Origin of the sequence: Streptomyces sp. NPDC093984 (assembly GCF_044764595.1) — a bacterium.
Taxonomy (GTDB): Bacteria; Actinomycetota; Actinomycetes; order Streptomycetales; family Streptomycetaceae; genus Streptomyces; species Streptomyces cynarae.
The window spans coordinates 652,397-669,964 of sequence record NZ_JBIWIM010000002.1; the positions used below are offsets into that span (position 1 = coordinate 652,397).

Here is a 17,568-nt window from a genome sequence, read left to right on the forward strand (position 1 = left end):
GTTGAATCCATGGTGCCCGCGCCCGCGCAAGCGGCCCGGGCGCGGAATCCGCGGCACCAGGTGCCGCCGGCGGGTGTAGGGAGACCATGAACGAGGGGAAGCCGGTCCCTACCGGGGGACCGGAGCAGGGGGCGAGCGAGTCCGGAGCGGCGCACGACGCCGAGGGGTCGACGAACGGCGGTACGGCGCCGGGCGGAGAGTCCGGCGGCGACTTCGAGCTGCCCGCCCCTGCCGGGGCACGCACCCGCGGTGAGGCCGACGCCGAGGGCGACTTCGAGCTGGAGCGCCCGGCTGCGGCGGGAACGGGGGACGGGGCCGACGTCCTCGCGAAGCCCGCGACGGCCGGCGGCGACGGCGATTTCGAGCTGGAGCGCCCGGCTGCGGCGGGAACGGGGGACGGGGCCGACGTCCTCGCCAAGCCCGCGACGGCCGGCGGCGACGGCGATTTCGAGCTGGAGCGCCCGGCCGCCGTGGGCCCGGCGCAGGAAGGTTCTGCCGGGCACATCGGCCCTCGGCAGGGCGGCGACGCGCCCGACGCCCTCGACGGTCGCGCCCAGGCCCTTCACGATCCCGACCCCTACAGCACCCCGCCCTACGGCGAACCGGGCCCCTGGGCGCCCGCCCCACCGGTCCAGCACCCGGCGGTGACGTCCCCGCACGGTGCCGCCCCGCAGAGCACGCCCACGCCTCCGGGCGCGCCCGTGCCCGGCGCGCCCGTGCCCGGCGCGCCCGTGCCCGGCGCGACCGCGATGGCGACGCCGACCGCGATGTCGGCGGCGCCCACCGGACCGGTCCCGCCCACCGCCCCGGTGCCGGGTGGCCCCACCGACCCGAGCGGCGCCCCCTCGTCCCCTTCCCCCTGGCAGAACTACGACCCGTGGGCGCCCCGGGCCCCCTTCCAGCACAACGGTGCCGCGCTGCGCGGCACGGAGCACCGGCGGGCGCGCGGCCGGAAGGCGCTCGTTCTCGCCGGCGTGCTGATCGCGCTCGTGTCCGGAGGGGTCGGCGGTGTCGTCGGCGCCGCGTGGGAGCGGGACGGCGGCATCGGGGAGGTGCGGCTGCCGCAGGCCGGGAAGGAGCCCGCGGGGCGCGCCCCGGACAGCGTCGCCGGGATCGCCGCACGGGCGCTGCCCAGCGTCGTCACCCTGCACGTCAAGGGCACCTCTGAGGAGGGCACCGGCACCGGCTTCGTCCTCGACGGGCGCGGACACATCCTCACCAACAACCACGTCGTCCAACCCGCGGCAGCCGGTGGCGAGATAACGGTGACGTTCAACGGCGGCCAGAGCGCCAGGGCCACCGTCGTCGGCCGTGACACCGGCTACGACCTCGCCGTCGTCAAGGTCACCGGCGTCCACGGCCTGACCCCCCTGCCCCTCGGCAACTCCGACAACGTCGAGGTCGGTGACCCCGTCGTCGCCATCGGCGCGCCGTTCGACCTCGCCGGCACCGTCACCTCCGGCATCATCAGCGCCAAGGAACGGCCCATCACCGCCGGCGGCGAGAAGGGCGACGGCAGCGACGTGTCGTACGTCGACGCCCTGCAGACCGACGCCCCGATCAACCCCGGCAACTCCGGCGGCCCCCTCCTCGACGGCAGGGGCCGTGTCGTCGGCATCAACTCCGCCATCCGTTCGGCCGGCAGCGGATCCGACCAGAACGGCCAGGCCGGTTCCATCGGGCTCGGCTTCGCCATCCCCGTCAACCAGGCCAAGCGCGTCGCCGAGGAGCTGATCAACACCGGTAAGGCCACCCACCCGGTGATCGGTGTCACGCTCGACATGAACTACACGGGAGACGGCGCCCGGGTCGGCGCCAAGAGCACCGGTGGAGGCCCCGCCGTCACCCGGGGCGGTGCGGGCGACAAGGCCGGCATCAAACCCGGCGACGTCATCACGGAGGTCGACGGCGTGCGCGTCCACTCCGGGGAGGAGCTGATCATCAGGACCCGCGCCCACCGCCCCGGCGACCGCCTGGAGCTGACCGTGGTCCGCGGCGGCTCCGAACGGAGGATCACGCTCGTCCTCGGCTCGGCGGACGGCAGCTGACGCGAACCCCGCAACGGCGGGACGGAACCCGCCCGACAAGGCAAACAACCCGGAAAACCCGCCGTGCACACGCGGCCGGCGTGCCGGGACAGTACCGGTACGGCAGGAACGCCGGGTACCGTGGACCCGGCCCGGACCACGGAAGACCCGCACAGACCACCGAGGGCCGAGGACCGAGGACATCGCAAGGAGCTTCAGGTGTTCAATGACATAGGACCGCTCGAGCTGGTCACGATCGTGGTCATCGCCGTGCTCGTCTTCGGTCCGGACAAGCTCCCCAAGATGATCCAGGACGTCGCGCGCACGATCCGCAAGATCCGCGAGTTCTCGGAGAGCGCCAAGCAGGACATCCGCAACGAACTGGGTCCGGAGTTCAAGGACTTCGAGTTCGAGGACCTCAACCCCAAGACGTTCATCCGCAAGCAGCTGGAGAACGACGACCTGGGGCTGAAGGAGATCCGCAACGGCTTCGACCTGAAGAAGGAGATGGCCGAGGTCACGGACGCGGTCCACAGCCGCGAGTCCGACTCGTCCACCTCCTCGCAGGCGTCCTCCGGCCCCACCGGCGGCACCGTCGACATGACGAAGAAGCCCACGAGCACCGACCCCGACGAGCGCCCGCCCTTCGACGCGGACGCCACCTGACCCCTGCGCGCCACGCCCGGCCCGGCGCCCGCCTGACGTGACGCAGGCCATACGCCCATCGGCGTGCGTACGGCCGTATTGCGCCGCGCGGGGGTGGTACGCGCCGGGCGTTTCCCTGCTGTTCGGAGCGCTGTGGCTATGCTGCCCAGTTGTTGTGCGGACCGTTTGGGAGCGAGGACGCCCGTGGGGGGCGGGCCGCTCGGGTCCGACGAGAGCGAGGAGGCGTCCGGGCAGATGGAGACGACGAGTCGGGTGGACGCGCAGGCGTCGGCCGCGGAGGGCGGACCACAGCTCCCCTCCGCCCGCCGCACGATCGACGGCTATCTCCGGGCACCCTTCCCGTGGTACGGCCTCGACGAGGCGTTCACGGGGCCGCGCTGGCTGATGCAGGTGGGCACCGCGGCCGACGGGACCGTGGAACACGGGTCCATCGGACACGGGGACGAGCCGTCCGTGCGCAACGAGGCCACGGAGGACAAGGAGAAGTTCGCCGTCGTGGTCACCGTCGCCGAGAACCCCGTACGGCGCAGCCCGGACGGCACCGGCGTGCTGGAGGCCACATCGGTCTCGTCCGCGGCGTGGCTGGCGGGCGTGGGGCTGCTGTCGTTCACCTGGCCGGGCCAGATGGACCACACCCTGCGGGACGACTGGCTGGACCAGCAGACCGAGACTGCCTGGGTCCTCGCGGACGACCTGACCGGGCCCGCGTGGTCGACGCTGTCCCTGCCGGTGGACGGGGTGCCGACGCCGTTCCACTACCGGGAGTCCGAGTTCGGCTGGGTGCTCGCGGGGGCGACGGACGCCGGGGTGCATCTCGGGGCGTACGGCAGAGGCATGAGCGCGTACGGTCTGGGCTTCGCCGTGATCAAGGACATCACCGCTTACGCCGCTTAGCGGATGTACGACGCTGCGGCGCCCGGCCGGGCGTACGACGAGGGGGCGCCGTCACACCGACGGCGCTCCCTCGTCGTACGGGCCCCGGGACTAGAACTTGTTCCTCGGCGTGATCCCCAGCGACATCCCCGCCAGGCCCCGCTGCCGTCCCCCGAGCTTGCCCGCGATCGCGCGCAGGGCCGAGCCCGCCGGGGAGTCCGGGTCGGTGAGGACCACCGGCTTGCCCTCGTCGCCGCCCTCGCGCAGGCGGACGTCGATGGGGATGTTGCCGAGGACCGGGACCGTCGTACCCGTCGTGCGGGTGAGGCCGTCGGCGACCAGCTGGCCGCCGCCCGTGCCGAAGACGTCGACCATCTCCCCGCAGTGCGGGCAGGGCAGGCCGGACATGTTCTCGACCACGCCCACGATCTTCTGGTGCGTCTGCACGGCGATCGAACCCGCCCGCTCGGCCACCTCGGCGGCAGCCTGCTGCGGGGTCGTCACGACCAGGATCTCGGCGTTCGGGACCAGCTGGGCCACGGAGATGGCGATGTCGCCGGTGCCGGGCGGCAGGTCGAGCAGCAGCACGTCCAGGTCGCCCCAGTACACGTCCGCGAGGAACTGCTGGAGCGCGCGGTGCAGCATCGGGCCGCGCCAGACGACCGGGGCGTTGCCCGGGGTGAACATGCCGATCGAGATGACCTTCACGCCGTTCGCGGACGGCGGCATGATCATGTTCTCGACCTGGGTGGGGCGCCCGTCCGCGCCCAGCATGCGCGGCACGCTGTGGCCGTAGATGTCGGCGTCCACGACACCGACCTTCAGGCCGTCGGCGGCCATCGCCGCCGCCAGGTTCACCGTCACCGAGGACTTGCCGACGCCGCCCTTGCCGGAGGCCACCGCGTACACCCGGGTGAGCGAGCCCGGCTTGGCGAAGGGGACCTCGCGCTCGGCCTGGCCGCCGCGCAGCGCGGTCGCCAGCTCGCGGCGCTGCTCGTCGCTCATCACGTCGAGCGTGACGTCGACGCGGGTGACGCCCTCCACGCGCGAGACGGCCTCGGTCACGCGCTGCGTGATCGTGTCGCGCATCGGGCAGCCGGAGACCGTCAGGTACACGGTGACCGCGACCGCTCCGTCCGCGCCGATCTCCACCGATTTGACCATCCCCAGCTCGGTGATGGGTCGATGGATCTCGGGGTCGTTCACCGTCGCCAGCGCTTCGCGCACCGCGTCTTCCGTAGCCATAAGGAGATGGTACGGCGCGCCGCGGTGGCCAGGGTAAGCCCGTCAGCGGTCGTCTACGTCACGTCCGCGCGCCCGTTCCGCCGGGAATACGACATGCCCGTCGGAGCGCCGCCGGTCCTCCAGTTCTTTCATCAGGTCCTGGAGTTCGGAGCGTATCCAGTCCCGGGTGGCGACCTCGCCGAGACCCGAGCGCAGCGCCGCGATCTCGCGGGTCAGGTACTCGGTGTCCGCGATCGACCGCTCGTTCTGCTTGCGGTCCTGCTCCAGGTTCACCCGGTCGCGGTCGTCCTGGCGGTTCTGCGCGAGCAGGATCAGCGGGGCGGCGTAGGAGGCCTGCAGCGACAGCACCAGCGTCAGGAAGATGAACGGATACGGGTCCCAGCGCAGGTGAGCCGGGGCGGTGATGTTCCAGCCCAGCCACACGATGATGACGGCGGTCATCCAGACGATGAACCGCCCGGTGCCAAGGAAGCGCGCGATGCGCTCCGACAGGCGCCCGAAGGCCTCCGGGTCCCACTCCGGCACCAGGCGGACGCGCCGTGGCTGCGGCTGGTCGAGCCGGAGGCGCCGGGTGGCGGCGGTCGCGCCGGAGGGGAACTTCTCGCGGTCAGGCGTCATCGCTGACCCCCTCCTCGTCCAGGTGGAACTCCGTTTCGCGCCAGTCGTCGGGGAGCATGTGGTCCAGTACGTCGTCCACGGTCACCGCGCCTAGCAGCGAGCCGGACTCGTCGACGACGGGCGCCGCGACCATGTCGTAGGCCGCGAAGAACCCGGCCACCACGGGCAGCGGCGCGTCGGGGGCGAGCGCCTGCAGGTCGTCGTCGACCAGCGAGCTGACCAGCGTGTACGGCGGATCCCGCAGCAGCCGCTGGAAGTGCACGGTCCCCAGGTACTTGCCCGTGGGTGTCTCGTCCGGCGGACGGCAGACGTACACCTGCGCGGCGAGCGCGGGGGACAGGTCGGGGTTGCGGACCCGGGCGAGCGCGTCGGCGACGGTGGCGTCGGGCCGCAGCACGATCGGCTCGGTGGTCATCAGGCCGCCCGCGGTCTTCTCCTCGTACGCCATCAGACGGCGCATGTCCGCCGCGTCGGCGGGCTGCATCAGGCTCAGCAGCCGCTCCTTCTCCTCCTCCGGCAGCTCGGCGAGCAGGTCGGCGGCGTCGTCCGGGTCCATCGCCTCCAGGACGTCCGCGGCGCGCTCCTCCTTCAGTTTGCCGAGGATCTCGATCTGGTCGTCCTCGGGGAGCTCTTCGAGCACGTCGGCGAGCCGGTCGTCGTCGAGGGCGGCGGCGACCTCCGCGCGGCGCTTGGGGGACAGGTGGTGCAGGACGTTGGCGAGGTCGGCGGGCCTGAGTTGTTCGAAGGTGGCCAGCAGGCTCTCGGCGCCCTGCCCGTGCTCCTCCAGGGAGAACCCGGTGACCGCCGACCACTCCACCGTCAGCGTCTCGCCCTTGCTGCGCCGGAACGTGCCGCTCCTCCCCTTGCGCACGAAGACCCGGTCGATCTCCCAGTCCCGGCGGGCCGGCAGCTGCTGCACGGACAGGTCGAGGACGGTGACCTCCTCGCCCGTCTCGACGAGGGTGACGTGCCGGTCGAGCAGCTCCCCGAAGACGAGCCGCTCGGTGGGCCGCTGCTCGAAGCGGCGCACGTTGAGGACGCCGGTGGTGATGACCTGACCGGACTCGATGCCGGTCACCCGGGTCATGGGCAGGAAGATACGGCGGCGGGTGGCGAGTTCGACGACCAGGCCCAGCAGCCGCGGGGGGCGACGGCCCACCCGCAACATGACGACCAGGTCGCGCACGCGCCCCACCTGGTCGCCGGTGGGGTCGAAGACGGCGACTCCGGCCAGGTGTGAGACGAAGATCCGAGGGGCGCCCGCGGCCATGCCCGCGCCTCCTTTTCCTGCTGTTTTGTCCGCTCGCGTGGGCTTCAGGCTAGCCCGTCCCGGTGCGCCGCGCCCTGGCGGGGGGTGCGGATGGACCGGCTCCGGAAGGCCTCTCGGGCACCGGTACTCTGCGGTACGCCGATGAGGACTCCCGCATGAGAGGTAGCCCCGCCTGTGACCGCCATTCCCCAGGGCCGTACCCGCAGGGCCGCGCTGGTGCGCGCGATGTGCGCGCTGGTCGTGACGGGGGCGGGACTCGCGGGATGCGGCGGTGGCGACCCGGACGCCGGGACCAACGGGGTCGGCAGACTGCCCGCCGACAACATCCAGAGCCGGACGCGTACGGCGGCCAAGTCGGCGTCGTCGGTCCACCTGTCCGGCACCGTCGTCAGCAACGGCGGCAGCTACACACTGGACATGCGGCTGAAGGGGGAGGGCGGCAGCGGGTCGGTCACTTCGAAGAACGGAACGTTCCGGCTGCTGCGGGTCGGCAAGCACCTGTTCCTGAAGGCGGACGCGGCGTTCTGGGACCAGCAGGACGGCTCGGAGGGCGGCGGGGGCTCGGCGGCCGCGGCGGGCAAGCTGGACGGGAAGTACGTGAAGGTGCCGACGGAAGACCCGGCCTACCAGCGCTTCAGCGGCTTCACCGACAAGGACGTCCTGCTGGACGGGCTCCTCACGCTGCACGGCGCGCTGGCGACCGACGGCCACCACGAGCAGAACGGCGTCCGCACGATCCGCATCACCGGCGACAAGGGCGCAGGCGGCAGCCTGGACGTCTCCCTGGAGGGAAGCCCGTATCCCCTGCTCCTGGTCCGCGCCGGCAACGCGGGGACGCTCCGCTTGTCGGAATGGGGGAAGGACTTCTCCTTGGCGGAGCCCCCGAAGGACCAGACCGTGGACTACGGGAAGCAACTGCCGTCCTCCTAGCCACCCACCGCTGCGGACAGCCGCCGGTGGACAGTGGGCACAGCCTGCGGCGCCGGGCGCCGTCCAGCCGAGTTCCCGGCCACGGGGCCGAGCGGGGGCAGGAGTGCTCTTCAGCGCTTGCGCCGCAGCAGCCGCGGCAGCGCCGCCGGGATCGGGCGGCGGGTCGTGGCCGAGGTCGGGACCGGGCGGGCGGCCTGGGAGTCGGACGGCAGCGGCACCGTCGTGCCCCGCGGCTCCAGGCGGAGCACCCGGCACTCCCGGCGCCACCGCTCCGGCATCTCCTCCCCGTCGGACGCGTTCAGCCGCTTGCCCTTCAGCTCCGCGACCGCGCCCTCCCACTCGGGGGACCCCGGCGCCAACTCCACTACCCTCGCGGGCCAGGTGACGATCCGGCCGCCCTTGTCCTTGCTGCGCACCGTCACGACCGCGTCCCCGCCGTCGACCAGACCGGGCAGCGGCTGCTCGCCGGGTCCGTCGCCCACCACGCACGCCGCGCCCTCGTACCACACGTGCCACAACGCACGCGCGGCCGCGGCCGGCGCCGCGCCCTGGACCCAGATCAGCCCGGACTTCTTCGTGGCCTCCTCGACCAGGGCCCTCTCGAGCAGCTCGCTTGTCATGCCGCCCAGCCTAGTCGGGCCCGTCACAGCCATCCGTTCCGCTTCAGCATGCGGTGGATGCCCACGCAGATGCCCACCGTGATGCCCATGATCGCCGGGTAGCCGTACTTCCAGTGCAGCTCGGGCATGTACGTGAAGTTCATGCCGTACACCCCGCACACCATCGTCGGCACGGCGATGATCGCCGCCCACGCGGTGATCTTCCGCATGTCCTCGTTCTGGGCGACGGACGCCTGCGCCAGGTTGGCCTGGAGGATCGAGTTCAGCAGTTCGTCGAAGCCCAGCACCTGCTCGTTGACGCGGGCGAGGTGGTCGGCGACGTCGCGGAAGTACTTCTGGATGTCCGGGTCGATCAGCCGCATCGGCCGCTCGCTCAGCAGCTGCATCGGCCGCAGCAGCGGCGCCACCGCCCGCTTGAACTCCAGGACCTCGCGCTTGAGTTGGTAGATCCGGCCGGCGTCCGTGCCTCGCGGCGTGCCCTTGCGGCCCGGCGAGAAGACCTCGGTCTCCACCTCGTCGATGTCGTCCTGCAGCGCGTCCGCCACCGCGATGTACCCGTCGACGACGTGGTCGGCGATCGCGTGCAGCACCGCGGAGGGGCCCTTGGAGAGCAGTTCGGGCTCGTCCTGCAGCCGGTGCCGCAGCGTCCTGAGCGAGCCCTTCCCGCCGTGCCGGACCGTGATGAAGAAGTCCCGCCCGGTGAAGCACATGACCTCACCGGTCTCGACGACCTCGCTGTTGGCGGTCAGCTGGTCGTGGTCGACGTAGTGGACGGTCTTGAAGACGGTGAAGAGGGAGTCGTCGTACCGCTCCAGCTTGGGCCGCTGGTGCGCCTGCACCGCGTCCTCGACGGCCAGCGGGTGCAGCCCGAACTCGCGGGCGATACCGGCGAATTCGGCCTCGGTCGGCTCGTGCAGCCCGATCCACACGAACCCTCCGTCGCGCCGTACCAGCCGCATCGCCTCGTGCGGGGAGAGCGGCACTTGCGTCCGGACGCGGACGCCGTCGCGGTAGACGGCGCAGTCGACGACGGCGGACGGGGTCGCGGGGTCACGCGTGGTGTCGTACGCGCCGTTGTCCTTCCGCGGGGAGGTGCGGGACGGGCGGACCACGGCGCGCAGGTCACGGATCATCGACATGGCAGGGCTCCTTCGCAACGAGCAGCGAAAGGCCACGGAAAACGGGTGGAACTACCCGGAATGGGGACGTCCTGGCTGCGGAGGTTTGGCACGTCCACAAAGCGGGGAGCACCGCACCGTCGCGGTGGCGGGCTTCGCTGCTGATTCAGCTACTGACTGAGATCAGACAGATCAGGCAAAGCGAAACGAAGTGCTCTTCCGTGGCGACGCGAACGCGAGATGCGAGAGGTGACAGCCGACGGGAGTCAGAACAGCTGCGTCAGCGGCTGGAAGAGCGGGTGGTACTGCACGGTCGACTTCGATCCATGACAGCCCCACCTCCTCCGGCCGGTCCCTGGTGAGGGACGATCCATACCCTGATTAGAGGGTGCCCCCTTAGGGGAGTCTCATGGGTGCCGGGCCTGACAGGACTTCCCCAGTGCCGTGAGGGCTTGGGAGGTACCCCTACTGCGTGCTGCCCGAAACCACCGGCCAAGAGTATCAGCCGACAGAAGTGTCAAGGCGCCGCTTTGCCCGGTGCTGACGAGTTCTATGCTCGCCGCATGGTTGATGTTCTTCCTCTGGTCGAGGCCCGGTTGCGGACCGCGCTGGGCGAACCGGACGCGCGCGCGGCGGTCACCTTCCTCGGCACGGACCGCATCGAGGTGCTCCGCTTCCACGAGGGCGACATCGTCCGCTACGCCACCCTAGGCATGTCCGCACAGCCCATGGCGGACCCCACCGCGATGCTCGCCGACCCCGTCAAGGGACCCCGCGCCGAGTTGGTCCTCTCCGTGCGCGGCGGCCTCGCCGACACCGACAAGGTGCTCCGCCCGCTCGCCGTACTCGCCGCGTCCCCGCAGGTCGAGGGCGTGGTCGTGGCCCCCGGCGCCTCGCTGGAGGTGGGCGAACCGCTGTGGCCAGGCGCCCCGTTCACCTCCGTCCTGGTGGCCGAGCCCGGTGGCCTGGTCGACGATCTGGAACTCGACGAGCCACTGGATCCCGTACGGTTCCTGCCGCTGCTGCCGATGACCCCGAACGAGGCCGCCTGGAAGCGGGTGCACGGCGCACAGGCCCTTCAGGAACGCTGGCTGACGAACGGGACGGACCTGAGGGATCCCTCCCGCAGGTCCGTCCCGCTGGACTGAAGGCCGGGGGTGAGCAAGCTCACCAACGCCCGCCTGGCAAAGACCGTGACACCGTCCTCGGTCGCGTGCCGCGTCTCGAGCTTCTTGGCCATGGGCGTCCCCCCGGCTCGATCGGAGTCGAGAGCTCGGGGCAGCGTGAGCGCCCTGCGTCGTACGAGGACCACGACCGCGCCGAGAAGCGCCGTGAGCGCCCCCGCCACGAACGGCATGTGGATGTCGCTCCACTCCTCGATCTTCGGCGCGAAATAGGGCGCGGCAGCCGCCGCGAACCACCGCACGAAGTTGTAGCCGGCGCTCGCCACCGGGCGCGGCGCGTCCGAGACGCCGAGGGCCAGCTCGGTGTAGACCGTGTTGTTCACGCCGATGAACGCGCCGGAAACGATCGTGCAGACGATCGCGGTGGTGTGGTCGCCGTAGCCGAGCACGGCCACGTCCGCCGCGAGCAGCACCAGCGAACCGCCGAGCACCTTCAGCGAGCCGAAGCGCTCCTGCATGCGCGGCGCCACGATCACCGAGAAGACGGCGAGCAGCACACCCCAGGCGAAGAACACGGCACCCGATTTGTACGGCGTCATGTTCAGCACGAAGGGCGTGAAGGCCAGCACGGTGAAGAACGTGTAGTTGTAGAAGAACGCCGAGACCGCCGCGGAGGCGAGGCCGCCGTGGCCGAGCGCCTTGATCGGGTCCAGCAGTGAGGTCTTCCGCGCGGGCCTCGGCTGCTCCTTCAGGAACGCCGTGATGCACAGGAAGCCGATCGCCATCAGCGTGGCCGTGCCGAAGAACGGGTAGCGCCAGCTGACGTTCCCGAGCAGCGCGCCCAGCAGCGGGCCGCACGCCATGCCGAGGCCGAGCGCGGACTCGTACAGCAGGATGGCCGCGGCGCTGCCTCCGGCCGCCGCGCCGACGATCACGGCGAGGGCCGTGGAGACGAAGAGCGCGTTCCCAAGGCCCCAGCCGGCCCGGAATCCGACGAGCTGGGCGACCGAGCCCGAGGTGCCGGCGAGGCCCGCGAAGACCACGACGAAGGCGAGGCCGAGCAGCAGGGTCTTGCGGCCGCCGATGCGGCTGGAGACGAAGCCGGTGACCAGCATCGCCATGGCGGTGATCAGGAAGTACGAGGTGAACAGCAGGGAGACCTGGCTGGGTGTCGCCTGTAGGCCCTTGGCGATGGACGGCAGGATCGGGTCGACGAGTCCGATGCCCATGAACGCGACGACGGACGCTCCGGCGGTCGCCCACACGGCCTTCGGCTGCCGCAGGATGCCGCCGGCCCCCGCGTCGAACGGGTCCGCGTCGGCTGCTGTGGCGGGTTCTCCTCCTGTGGCGCTCTTCATGGTCTCCTCGCAGAGTCGTGGATCCAGGTAGTTGGTGTATGCACATATTAAGTTAGGAGCTCTAATTAGTGCAATTGCCATCTAATTGGCGCAGGTGAAGCGGGCGTAAGGGGTACACGCCGGACGGGTGATCGTCCTTGACGCGACGCGGCACGGGGAGGACCGTGGGGGCCTATGAGGGGCGAACCCAGTTGCCCGAAGTGCGGTGGCCGGGTCAGGGCTCCCGGACTCTTTGCCGACTCCTGGCAGTGCGATGTGCACGGCACCGTGCATCCGCTGCAGCCCGTGATCCCGCCCAGCGTCGAGGCCCTCAGCGTCGTGGTGCACCGCGCCCGTGTGCCGGTGTGGATGCCGTGGCCGCTGCCGGTCGGCTGGCTCTTCACGGGTGTGGCCTACGCGGGTGACGACCGCAGTGGGGGCCGTGCCACTGCCGTGGCCTGCTCGGGTCCGGGGCCGCTCGGCGGCATGGGCGAGCTGATCCTGGTCGCGGAGGAACTGGGGGTCGGGCTCGGCGCGCGGTACGCGGGCATCGACGGGCCGGACCCGGGTCCGTACATGAACGTGGAGAAGCCGCCTCAGGCCAAGGTGCTCGCCGTCGGCCGCCCCACGCCGCTGTGGCATGTCTCGGGCGTCCCCGGCGACCGCGCGGTCTTCGCGGGCGAGGCGCGCGGACTGTGGCTGTGGGCGGTCGTCTGGCCGGAACAGTCGGGCCTGCTGATGTACGACGAGCTGGTCCTGACGGATCTGCGGGACGCGGGCGCGGAGGTCGATCTCCTGCCGATCGGGGCTTTGTCGCCGCGCCTGCTCGAGCCGTGACACGAGCCACCGCAGGGTGCGGGACGCCGTAGGGGGCGCAGCCGCTGTGCGGGTGTGACAGGGGCGCCGGAACTGCCGTTATCCTTGAGCGTCCCCTTCCGTCCCGTCACCGCCTGGAGTACGTGTCGTGCGCATCGACCTGCACACCCACTCCACCGCCTCCGACGGTACGGACACCCCGGCCGAGCTGGTGCGGAACGCCGCTGCCGCCGGACTGGACGTCGTCGCGCTCACCGACCACGACACCACCCGCGGTCACGCGGAGGCGATCGAGGCGCTGCCCGCGGGGCTGACCCTCGTCACGGGCGCCGAACTCTCCTGCCGGTACGAGGGCATCAGCATGCACATGCTGGCCTACCTCTTCGACCCCGAGGAGCCCGACCTGCTCGCCGAGCGCGAGCTGGTGCGGGACGACCGCGTGCCGCGCGCCCACGCCATGATCGCCAAGCTGCGGGAGCTGGGTGTGCCGGTCACCTGGGAGCAGGTGGCCCGCATCGCCGGTGACGGCTCGGTCGGACGGCCGCACATCGCCTCTGCCCTGGTGGAACTCGGCGTCGTCGGCAGCGTCTCGGACGCGTTCACGCCCGAGTGGCTGGCCGATGGCGGGCGCGCGTACGTGCAGAAGCACGAGACCGACCCCTTCGAGGCGATCCGGCTGGTCAAGGCCGCGGGCGGAGTGACCGTCTTCGCGCACCCGGCCGCCTCCAAGCGCGGACGGACCGTGCCGGAGTCCGCCATCGCGGACCTCGCCGCCGCAGGGCTCGACGGCATCGAGGTCGACCACATGGACCACGACCCGGCGACCCGGGCCCGGCTGCGCGGCCTCGCCGCCGAGCTGGACCTGCTGGTCACCGGCTCCTCCGACTACCACGGCAGCCGCAAGACGTGCGTGCTCGGCGAGTACACCACCGACCCGGAGGTGTACGGGGAGATCATCCGGCGGGCCACCGGCGCGTTCCCCGTCCCGGGCACCGGCGGACCCCGCAACGCCTGATCCTGCCGTAGCTCCCCTCTTCGTCCTTTTCAAGGCACCCGGCGCCCGCCGCCGTGTCCAGCCGTCGCACGCCTCCGCGCGCGGCGACGGCACCCGGCGGCCGCAGGACGCCCGCCGCCGCATGCTCGTTGCTCGTCCGTACCTCATCGCAAGGCACCCATGTTCGACGTCGCCGTCTTCGGTTCCCTCTTCCTGACCCTCTTCGTGATCATGGATCCCCCCGGGATCACCCCGATCTTCCTCGCGCTCACCGCCGGCCGCCCCGCCAAGGTGCAGAAGCGCATGGCCTTCCAGGCCGTCTGCGTGGCCGGCGGCGTCATCGCCGTGTTCGGTGTGCTCGGCCACCAGATCCTGAACTACCTGCATGTCTCCGTGCCCGCGCTGATGATCGCGGGCGGGCTGCTGCTCCTGCTGATCGCCCTCGACCTGCTGACCGGCAAGACGGACGAGCCGAAGCAGACAAAGGACGTCAACGTGGCACTGGTGCCGCTCGGCATGCCGCTGCTGGCCGGACCGGGGGCGATCGTCTCGGTGATCCTCGCGGTGCAGAAGGCGGACAGCGTGAGCACCCAGGTGTCGGTGTGGACGGCGATCCTCGCTATCCACATCGTGCTCTGGCTGGTCATGCGCTACTCACTGCTGATCATCCGCGTCATCAAGGACGGGGGAGTGGTCCTCGTGACCCGGCTCGCGGGCATGATGCTCTCCGCGATCGCCGTGCAGCAGATCATCAACGGTGTCACCCGGGTCATCCACGGAACCTGACCGCCCCGGTCCGGGTCCGTAACGCGCGGAGCCCCGTACGGCGCGATGCCGTACGGGGCTCCGAAGTCGTCTACGTGTATACGCAGGTCGTATACGCAGTGTGTGTCGTCGATGCCGTTACGAGGTGGTCGTCTCGGCCGGGCGGATCCACAGCCGCTGCCCGATGGCCGCGGCCTGCTGAACGATCTGGTTGACGGAGGCGGCGTCCACGACGGTGGAGTCCACGGGGGTACCGTCGACATCGTCGAGTCGCATGATTTCGAAGCGCATGGGCTTCTCCCTTCGTCTGGTCATCCTCCTGCGGAGAACTACTGGCGTGCGGAGCGCGGAGCGTCTGTGCCCCTCTCCCGTGAGTAGTCAACGGGATGCTTGTTACAAACATTCCCTACGCTAAGGAAATTTTTCGAGTCTCTAATTACTGACTGGTAATCGATCGAGTCGACGGCCGGTTTGTGTTCATGGCGCACTGATCGGGATCAGTTGTGTTCGCAGCGTGACCGCCGGGAGAATGGAGGCATATGAACGACGACCTGGCGGCGCTCGGCGCCCGCATCGACCGAACGAACGAGCTGCTCCAGCGCATGCTCGCCGAGGTGGCGAAGACGCCTTCGACTCATGCGATCTTCGTCGACGCCGGCTACCTGTACGCCGCCGCTGGACGGCTCGTCGCCGGCACCGAGGACCGCCGGGCCTTCGACCTGGACGCCGAGGGTCTGATCGACGCCTTCATCGACAAGGCGCGCCAGGTCTTCGCGGACAGCCGGTTGCTGCGCGTGTACTGGTACGACGGCGCCAGACGCCGCATCCACACCGCCGAACAACAGTCCATCGCCGAACTCCCGGACGTGAAGGTACGGCTCGGCAATCTCAACGCCAACAACCAGCAGAAGGGCGTCGACTCCCTCATCCGGACCGACCTCGAGTCACTGGCCCGGCACCGCGCGATCAGCGACGCGGCGCTCATCGGCGGCGACGAGGACCTGGTGTCGGCGGTGGAGGCGGCGCAGGGGTACGGGGCCCGGGTGCACCTGTGGGGCATCGAGGCGCCCGAGGGCCGCAACCAGGCGGAACCGCTGCTGTGGGAGGTCGACAGCCAGCGCACACTCGAGCTCGACTTCTTCAAGCCGTATGTGAGCCGCCGCACGGCCGCGACCTACGAGCCCTCCTCCACGGCCCGCCCCACTCGCGACGACGTCCGCTTCGTGGGCGCGCAGATCGCCGCCAAGTGGCTCGCCGAGCGCGGCCGGGACTCGCTGGCGGACCTGCTGCCCGGCCACCCGTACCTGCCCGGCTCCATCGATCAGGATCTGCTGGTAGAGGCGGAGGGTCTGCTGCAGTACTCGCTGCGCGGCCAGGCGGACCTGCGCCGCGCCCTGCGGGACGGCTTCTGGGAGCACCTGCAGGCGCAGTACTAGGCGGTACTGGACGGGGAAGTCCCGAGGTCTCAGACGAGCCGGTCCCAGAAGGCGGCGAGGGCGCCGGCCGTCCCCTCCGGCTGGTCGGTGTTGGGGGAGTGTTCCGCGTGCGGGACCACGGTGCGGTGAGCGCCGAGGCGGTGCGCCATGTCGTCCAGCAGCGGGACGGGCCAGGTGTCGTCGCGGTCGCCGGACAGGACGTGTACGGGCAGGCCTACGGCGGCGAGTTCGGCCACGCGGTCGGGTTCCTCGCACAGTTGCCGGCCCGTGGCGAGGAGCTGGGCGGGGCTGTTTCGGAGCCAGCGGCGGCGCAGGTCCTCCCCGTCGGAGAGCCCCTCGTCGAGGTCTCCGGCGTCGATGTCCTCCGGCGGTTCGAAGGCCTGGATGGCGTCCCAGACCCCGGCCATGTCCAGGACGGCGAGGGCGTCGTGCAGCAGCTTGACGCGCTGCTGCTGGGGGAGGGAGATCTGGGCGGGGCCGGAGGCCATCAGGGTGAGCGAGACGAACGGGGAGGGGTCGAGGAGGACGGCGGCCCGGGCGATGTGCCCGCCGAGAGAGTGCCCGAGCAGATGCACCGGCGCGCCGACGGCGTGCGCCTGCGCGATCACGTCCCGTGCCAGCTCGGCCTGCGCGTACGGTGCCTCGTCGTCCTTCGGTCCGGGGGACTCGTACTGCCCTCGCCCGTCGACGGCGACGGTCCGGTATCCGGCTGCCGCGAGAAGCGGCTGCAGGAGGAGGAAGTCCTCCTTGCTGCCGGTGAAACCGGGCAGCAGCAGGGCGGTCCCCTTCACCCGCGCCGTCGCCGCGTCGGCCTCGAGCACGGCGAACTCCCCCCGCTCGGTGGCGAGCCGACGCGCACGGACGCCGGGGGGCTGGGTGAAGCTGGGGGGACGGCTCATGGGGGTGAGGGTACCGGGCGGAGAGAACACCGATGGCCCGCCCCTGTGTGTGACAGGTGCGGGCCATCGATGACCAGTGCCGTGGCCTACCGCGAGGTGTCAGCCCTCCACGGGCTCCGCGACCTTGCGCGTGCGCCGTCGCGGCTTGGCCTCCGCGGCGTCGTCCGCCTGCGCCGGGATCTCCGCCTCCGCCGCGACGGCCTTCCGCGTACGGCGCCGGGGCTTGGCCTCTGGCTCCTCGGCGGCCTGCGCGGGAATCGCGGGCTCGGCGGCCTTGCGGGTACGGCGCCGGGGCGTGACCTCGGCAGCGACCTCCGCACCGTCCACGGCAGCCTCCGCGGCGGCCTCGGCGGTCTTACGGGTACGGCGGCGAGGCTTGGCCTCGACGGCTTCGACGGTGTCGACAGCCGCCTCGGCGGCCTTGCGGGTACGCCGCGGCTTGGCCGGAGCCTCAGCCTGTGCCGCCGCGCCCTCGACCGTCTCGGCGGCCGGGACCGCCTCGGCGGTCTTGCGGGTGCGGCGGCGCGGCTTGACCTCGGTCGCCTCAGCGGCCTCGGTGGCGGTGTCGGTGACGGGTGCCGCTTCCGTGGTCTTGCGGGTGCGGCGGCGGGGCTTGGCCTCCGTGGCTTCGGCGGTGTCCACGGCCTCCGCGGCCTTGCTCGCGGCGTCGGCGGCCGGAGCCGTCTCGGCGGTCTTGCGGGTGCGCCGACGCGGCTTGACCTCGGTCGCCTCGGCGGCCTCGGTGGCGGTGTCGGTGACGGGTGCCGCTTCCGTGGTCTTGCGGGTGCGGCGGCGGGGCTTGGCCTCCGTGGCTTCGGCGGTGTCCACGG

At 71.4% G+C, this 17,568-nt stretch carries 17 protein-coding genes and 1 pseudogene; 9 read left to right on the top strand and 9 right to left on the bottom strand.

The genetic code is table 11. The features are described 5' to 3' along the window. Positions 1-86: 86 nt before the first annotated feature. From ACIRC0_RS10755 to ACIRC0_RS10765, 3 genes are all read left to right on the top strand, one after another. Complete coding sequence (locus ACIRC0_RS10755; protein WP_403614038.1) at positions 87-2,048, top strand: trypsin-like peptidase domain-containing protein; 1,962 nt, start codon at positions 87-89, stop codon at positions 2,046-2,048. Between the two features lie 198 nt (positions 2,049-2,246). Then, positions 2,247-2,693, top strand: a complete 447-nt coding sequence (locus ACIRC0_RS10760; protein ID WP_403614041.1) for a sec-independent translocase — start codon at positions 2,247-2,249, stop codon at positions 2,691-2,693. A gap of 234 nt (positions 2,694-2,927) precedes the next feature. Beyond that, positions 2,928-3,587, top strand: a complete 660-nt coding sequence (locus tag ACIRC0_RS10765) for a hypothetical protein (protein WP_403614043.1) — start codon at positions 2,928-2,930, stop codon at positions 3,585-3,587. A 90-nt stretch (positions 3,588-3,677) separates the two neighbouring features. Here the strand turns inward: ACIRC0_RS10765 and ACIRC0_RS10770 are convergent, their stop codons facing one another. From ACIRC0_RS10770 to ACIRC0_RS10780, 3 genes are read right to left on the bottom strand one after another with little or no spacing between them, the layout of a single operon-like run. Further along, the gene (locus ACIRC0_RS10770) at positions 3,678-4,811 is read right to left on the bottom strand and encodes an Mrp/NBP35 family ATP-binding protein (protein ID WP_403614046.1); all 1,134 of its coding nucleotides are present in this window, start codon (positions 4,809-4,811) and stop codon (positions 3,678-3,680) included. Between the two features lie 42 nt (positions 4,812-4,853). Next, positions 4,854-5,429 carry a DUF1003 domain-containing protein gene (locus ACIRC0_RS10775; RefSeq protein WP_403614049.1) on the bottom strand — a complete coding sequence of 192 codons (576 nt, stop codon included), beginning with the start codon at positions 5,427-5,429 and terminating at the stop codon, positions 4,854-4,856. After that, a complete protein-coding gene (locus ACIRC0_RS10780) occupies positions 5,419-6,699 on the bottom strand; it encodes a magnesium transporter MgtE N-terminal domain-containing protein (protein ID WP_403614051.1) in 1,281 nt (426 codons plus the stop codon). Before ACIRC0_RS10780 ends, ACIRC0_RS10775 begins: the two co-directional genes overlap by 11 nt. A 174-nt stretch (positions 6,700-6,873) precedes the next feature. Between ACIRC0_RS10780 and ACIRC0_RS10785 the strand changes: the two genes are divergently transcribed. Then, positions 6,874-7,629, top strand: coding sequence for a hypothetical protein (locus ACIRC0_RS10785; protein ID WP_403614054.1), 756 nt, complete (start codon positions 6,874-6,876; stop codon positions 7,627-7,629). A gap of 110 nt (positions 7,630-7,739) precedes the next feature. On the opposite strand, the gene ACIRC0_RS10790 is transcribed toward ACIRC0_RS10785, so the two are convergent. Together ACIRC0_RS10790 and ACIRC0_RS10795 are read right to left on the bottom strand one after the other, a co-directional pair. Further along, a complete protein-coding gene (locus ACIRC0_RS10790) occupies positions 7,740-8,249 on the bottom strand; it encodes a hypothetical protein (RefSeq protein WP_403614058.1) in 510 nt (169 codons plus the stop codon). 23 nt (positions 8,250-8,272) lie between these two features. Continuing rightward, positions 8,273-9,388: a magnesium and cobalt transport protein CorA gene (locus ACIRC0_RS10795; RefSeq protein WP_403614061.1), complete on the bottom strand. Its 1,116-nt coding sequence runs from the start codon at positions 9,386-9,388 to the stop codon at positions 8,273-8,275. Between the two features lie 542 nt (positions 9,389-9,930). Between ACIRC0_RS10795 and ACIRC0_RS10800 the strand changes: the two genes are divergently transcribed. Then, positions 9,931-10,515, top strand: coding sequence for a suppressor of fused domain protein (locus ACIRC0_RS10800; protein WP_403614063.1), 585 nt, complete (start codon positions 9,931-9,933; stop codon positions 10,513-10,515). Here ACIRC0_RS10800 and ACIRC0_RS10805 read toward each other — a convergent pair. After that, positions 10,446-11,849, bottom strand: a complete 1,404-nt coding sequence (locus tag ACIRC0_RS10805) for an MFS transporter (protein ID WP_403614065.1) — start codon at positions 11,847-11,849, stop codon at positions 10,446-10,448. The two genes, ACIRC0_RS10800 and ACIRC0_RS10805, sit on opposite strands and share 70 nt — an antisense overlap. Before the next feature lie 174 nt (positions 11,850-12,023). On the opposite strand from ACIRC0_RS10805, the gene ACIRC0_RS10810 reads away from it, so the two are divergent. The 3 genes from ACIRC0_RS10810 to ACIRC0_RS10820 all read left to right on the top strand — a co-directional run bounded on the left by ACIRC0_RS10810 (position 12,024) and on the right by ACIRC0_RS10820 (position 14,424). Beyond that, positions 12,024-12,665 (top strand): DUF6758 family protein, encoded by a 642-nt coding sequence (locus ACIRC0_RS10810; RefSeq protein ID WP_403614067.1) that lies wholly within the window; start codon positions 12,024-12,026, stop codon positions 12,663-12,665. A gap of 127 nt (positions 12,666-12,792) precedes the next feature. After that, positions 12,793-13,659 (top strand): PHP domain-containing protein, encoded by an 867-nt coding sequence (locus ACIRC0_RS10815; protein ID WP_403614070.1) that lies wholly within the window; start codon positions 12,793-12,795, stop codon positions 13,657-13,659. Between the two features lie 159 nt (positions 13,660-13,818). Beyond that, positions 13,819-14,424, top strand: coding sequence for a MarC family protein (locus ACIRC0_RS10820; RefSeq protein WP_403614073.1), 606 nt, complete (start codon positions 13,819-13,821; stop codon positions 14,422-14,424). Positions 14,425-14,541: 117 nt separating this feature from the next. Here ACIRC0_RS10820 and ACIRC0_RS10825 read toward each other — a convergent pair whose 3' ends face one another. Beyond that, on the bottom strand, positions 14,542-14,694 hold the full coding sequence (locus tag ACIRC0_RS10825) for a hypothetical protein (RefSeq protein WP_403614076.1): 153 nt from the start codon (positions 14,692-14,694) through the stop codon (positions 14,542-14,544). Positions 14,695-14,942: 248 nt separating this feature from the next. On the opposite strand from ACIRC0_RS10825, the gene ACIRC0_RS10830 reads away from it, so the two are divergent. Further along, the gene (locus tag ACIRC0_RS10830; protein ID WP_403614079.1) at positions 14,943-15,839 is read left to right on the top strand and encodes an NYN domain-containing protein; all 897 of its coding nucleotides are present in this window, start codon (positions 14,943-14,945) and stop codon (positions 15,837-15,839) included. A 29-nt stretch (positions 15,840-15,868) separates the two neighbouring features. Here ACIRC0_RS10830 and ACIRC0_RS10835 read toward each other — a convergent pair whose 3' ends face one another. After that, positions 15,869-16,738, bottom strand: coding sequence for an alpha/beta fold hydrolase (locus ACIRC0_RS10835; RefSeq protein ID WP_403614082.1), 870 nt, complete (start codon positions 16,736-16,738; stop codon positions 15,869-15,871). Positions 16,739-16,837: 99 nt separating this feature from the next. After that, positions 16,838-17,568: pseudogene (locus tag ACIRC0_RS10840) on the bottom strand (DEAD/DEAH box helicase); the annotation flags it as partial.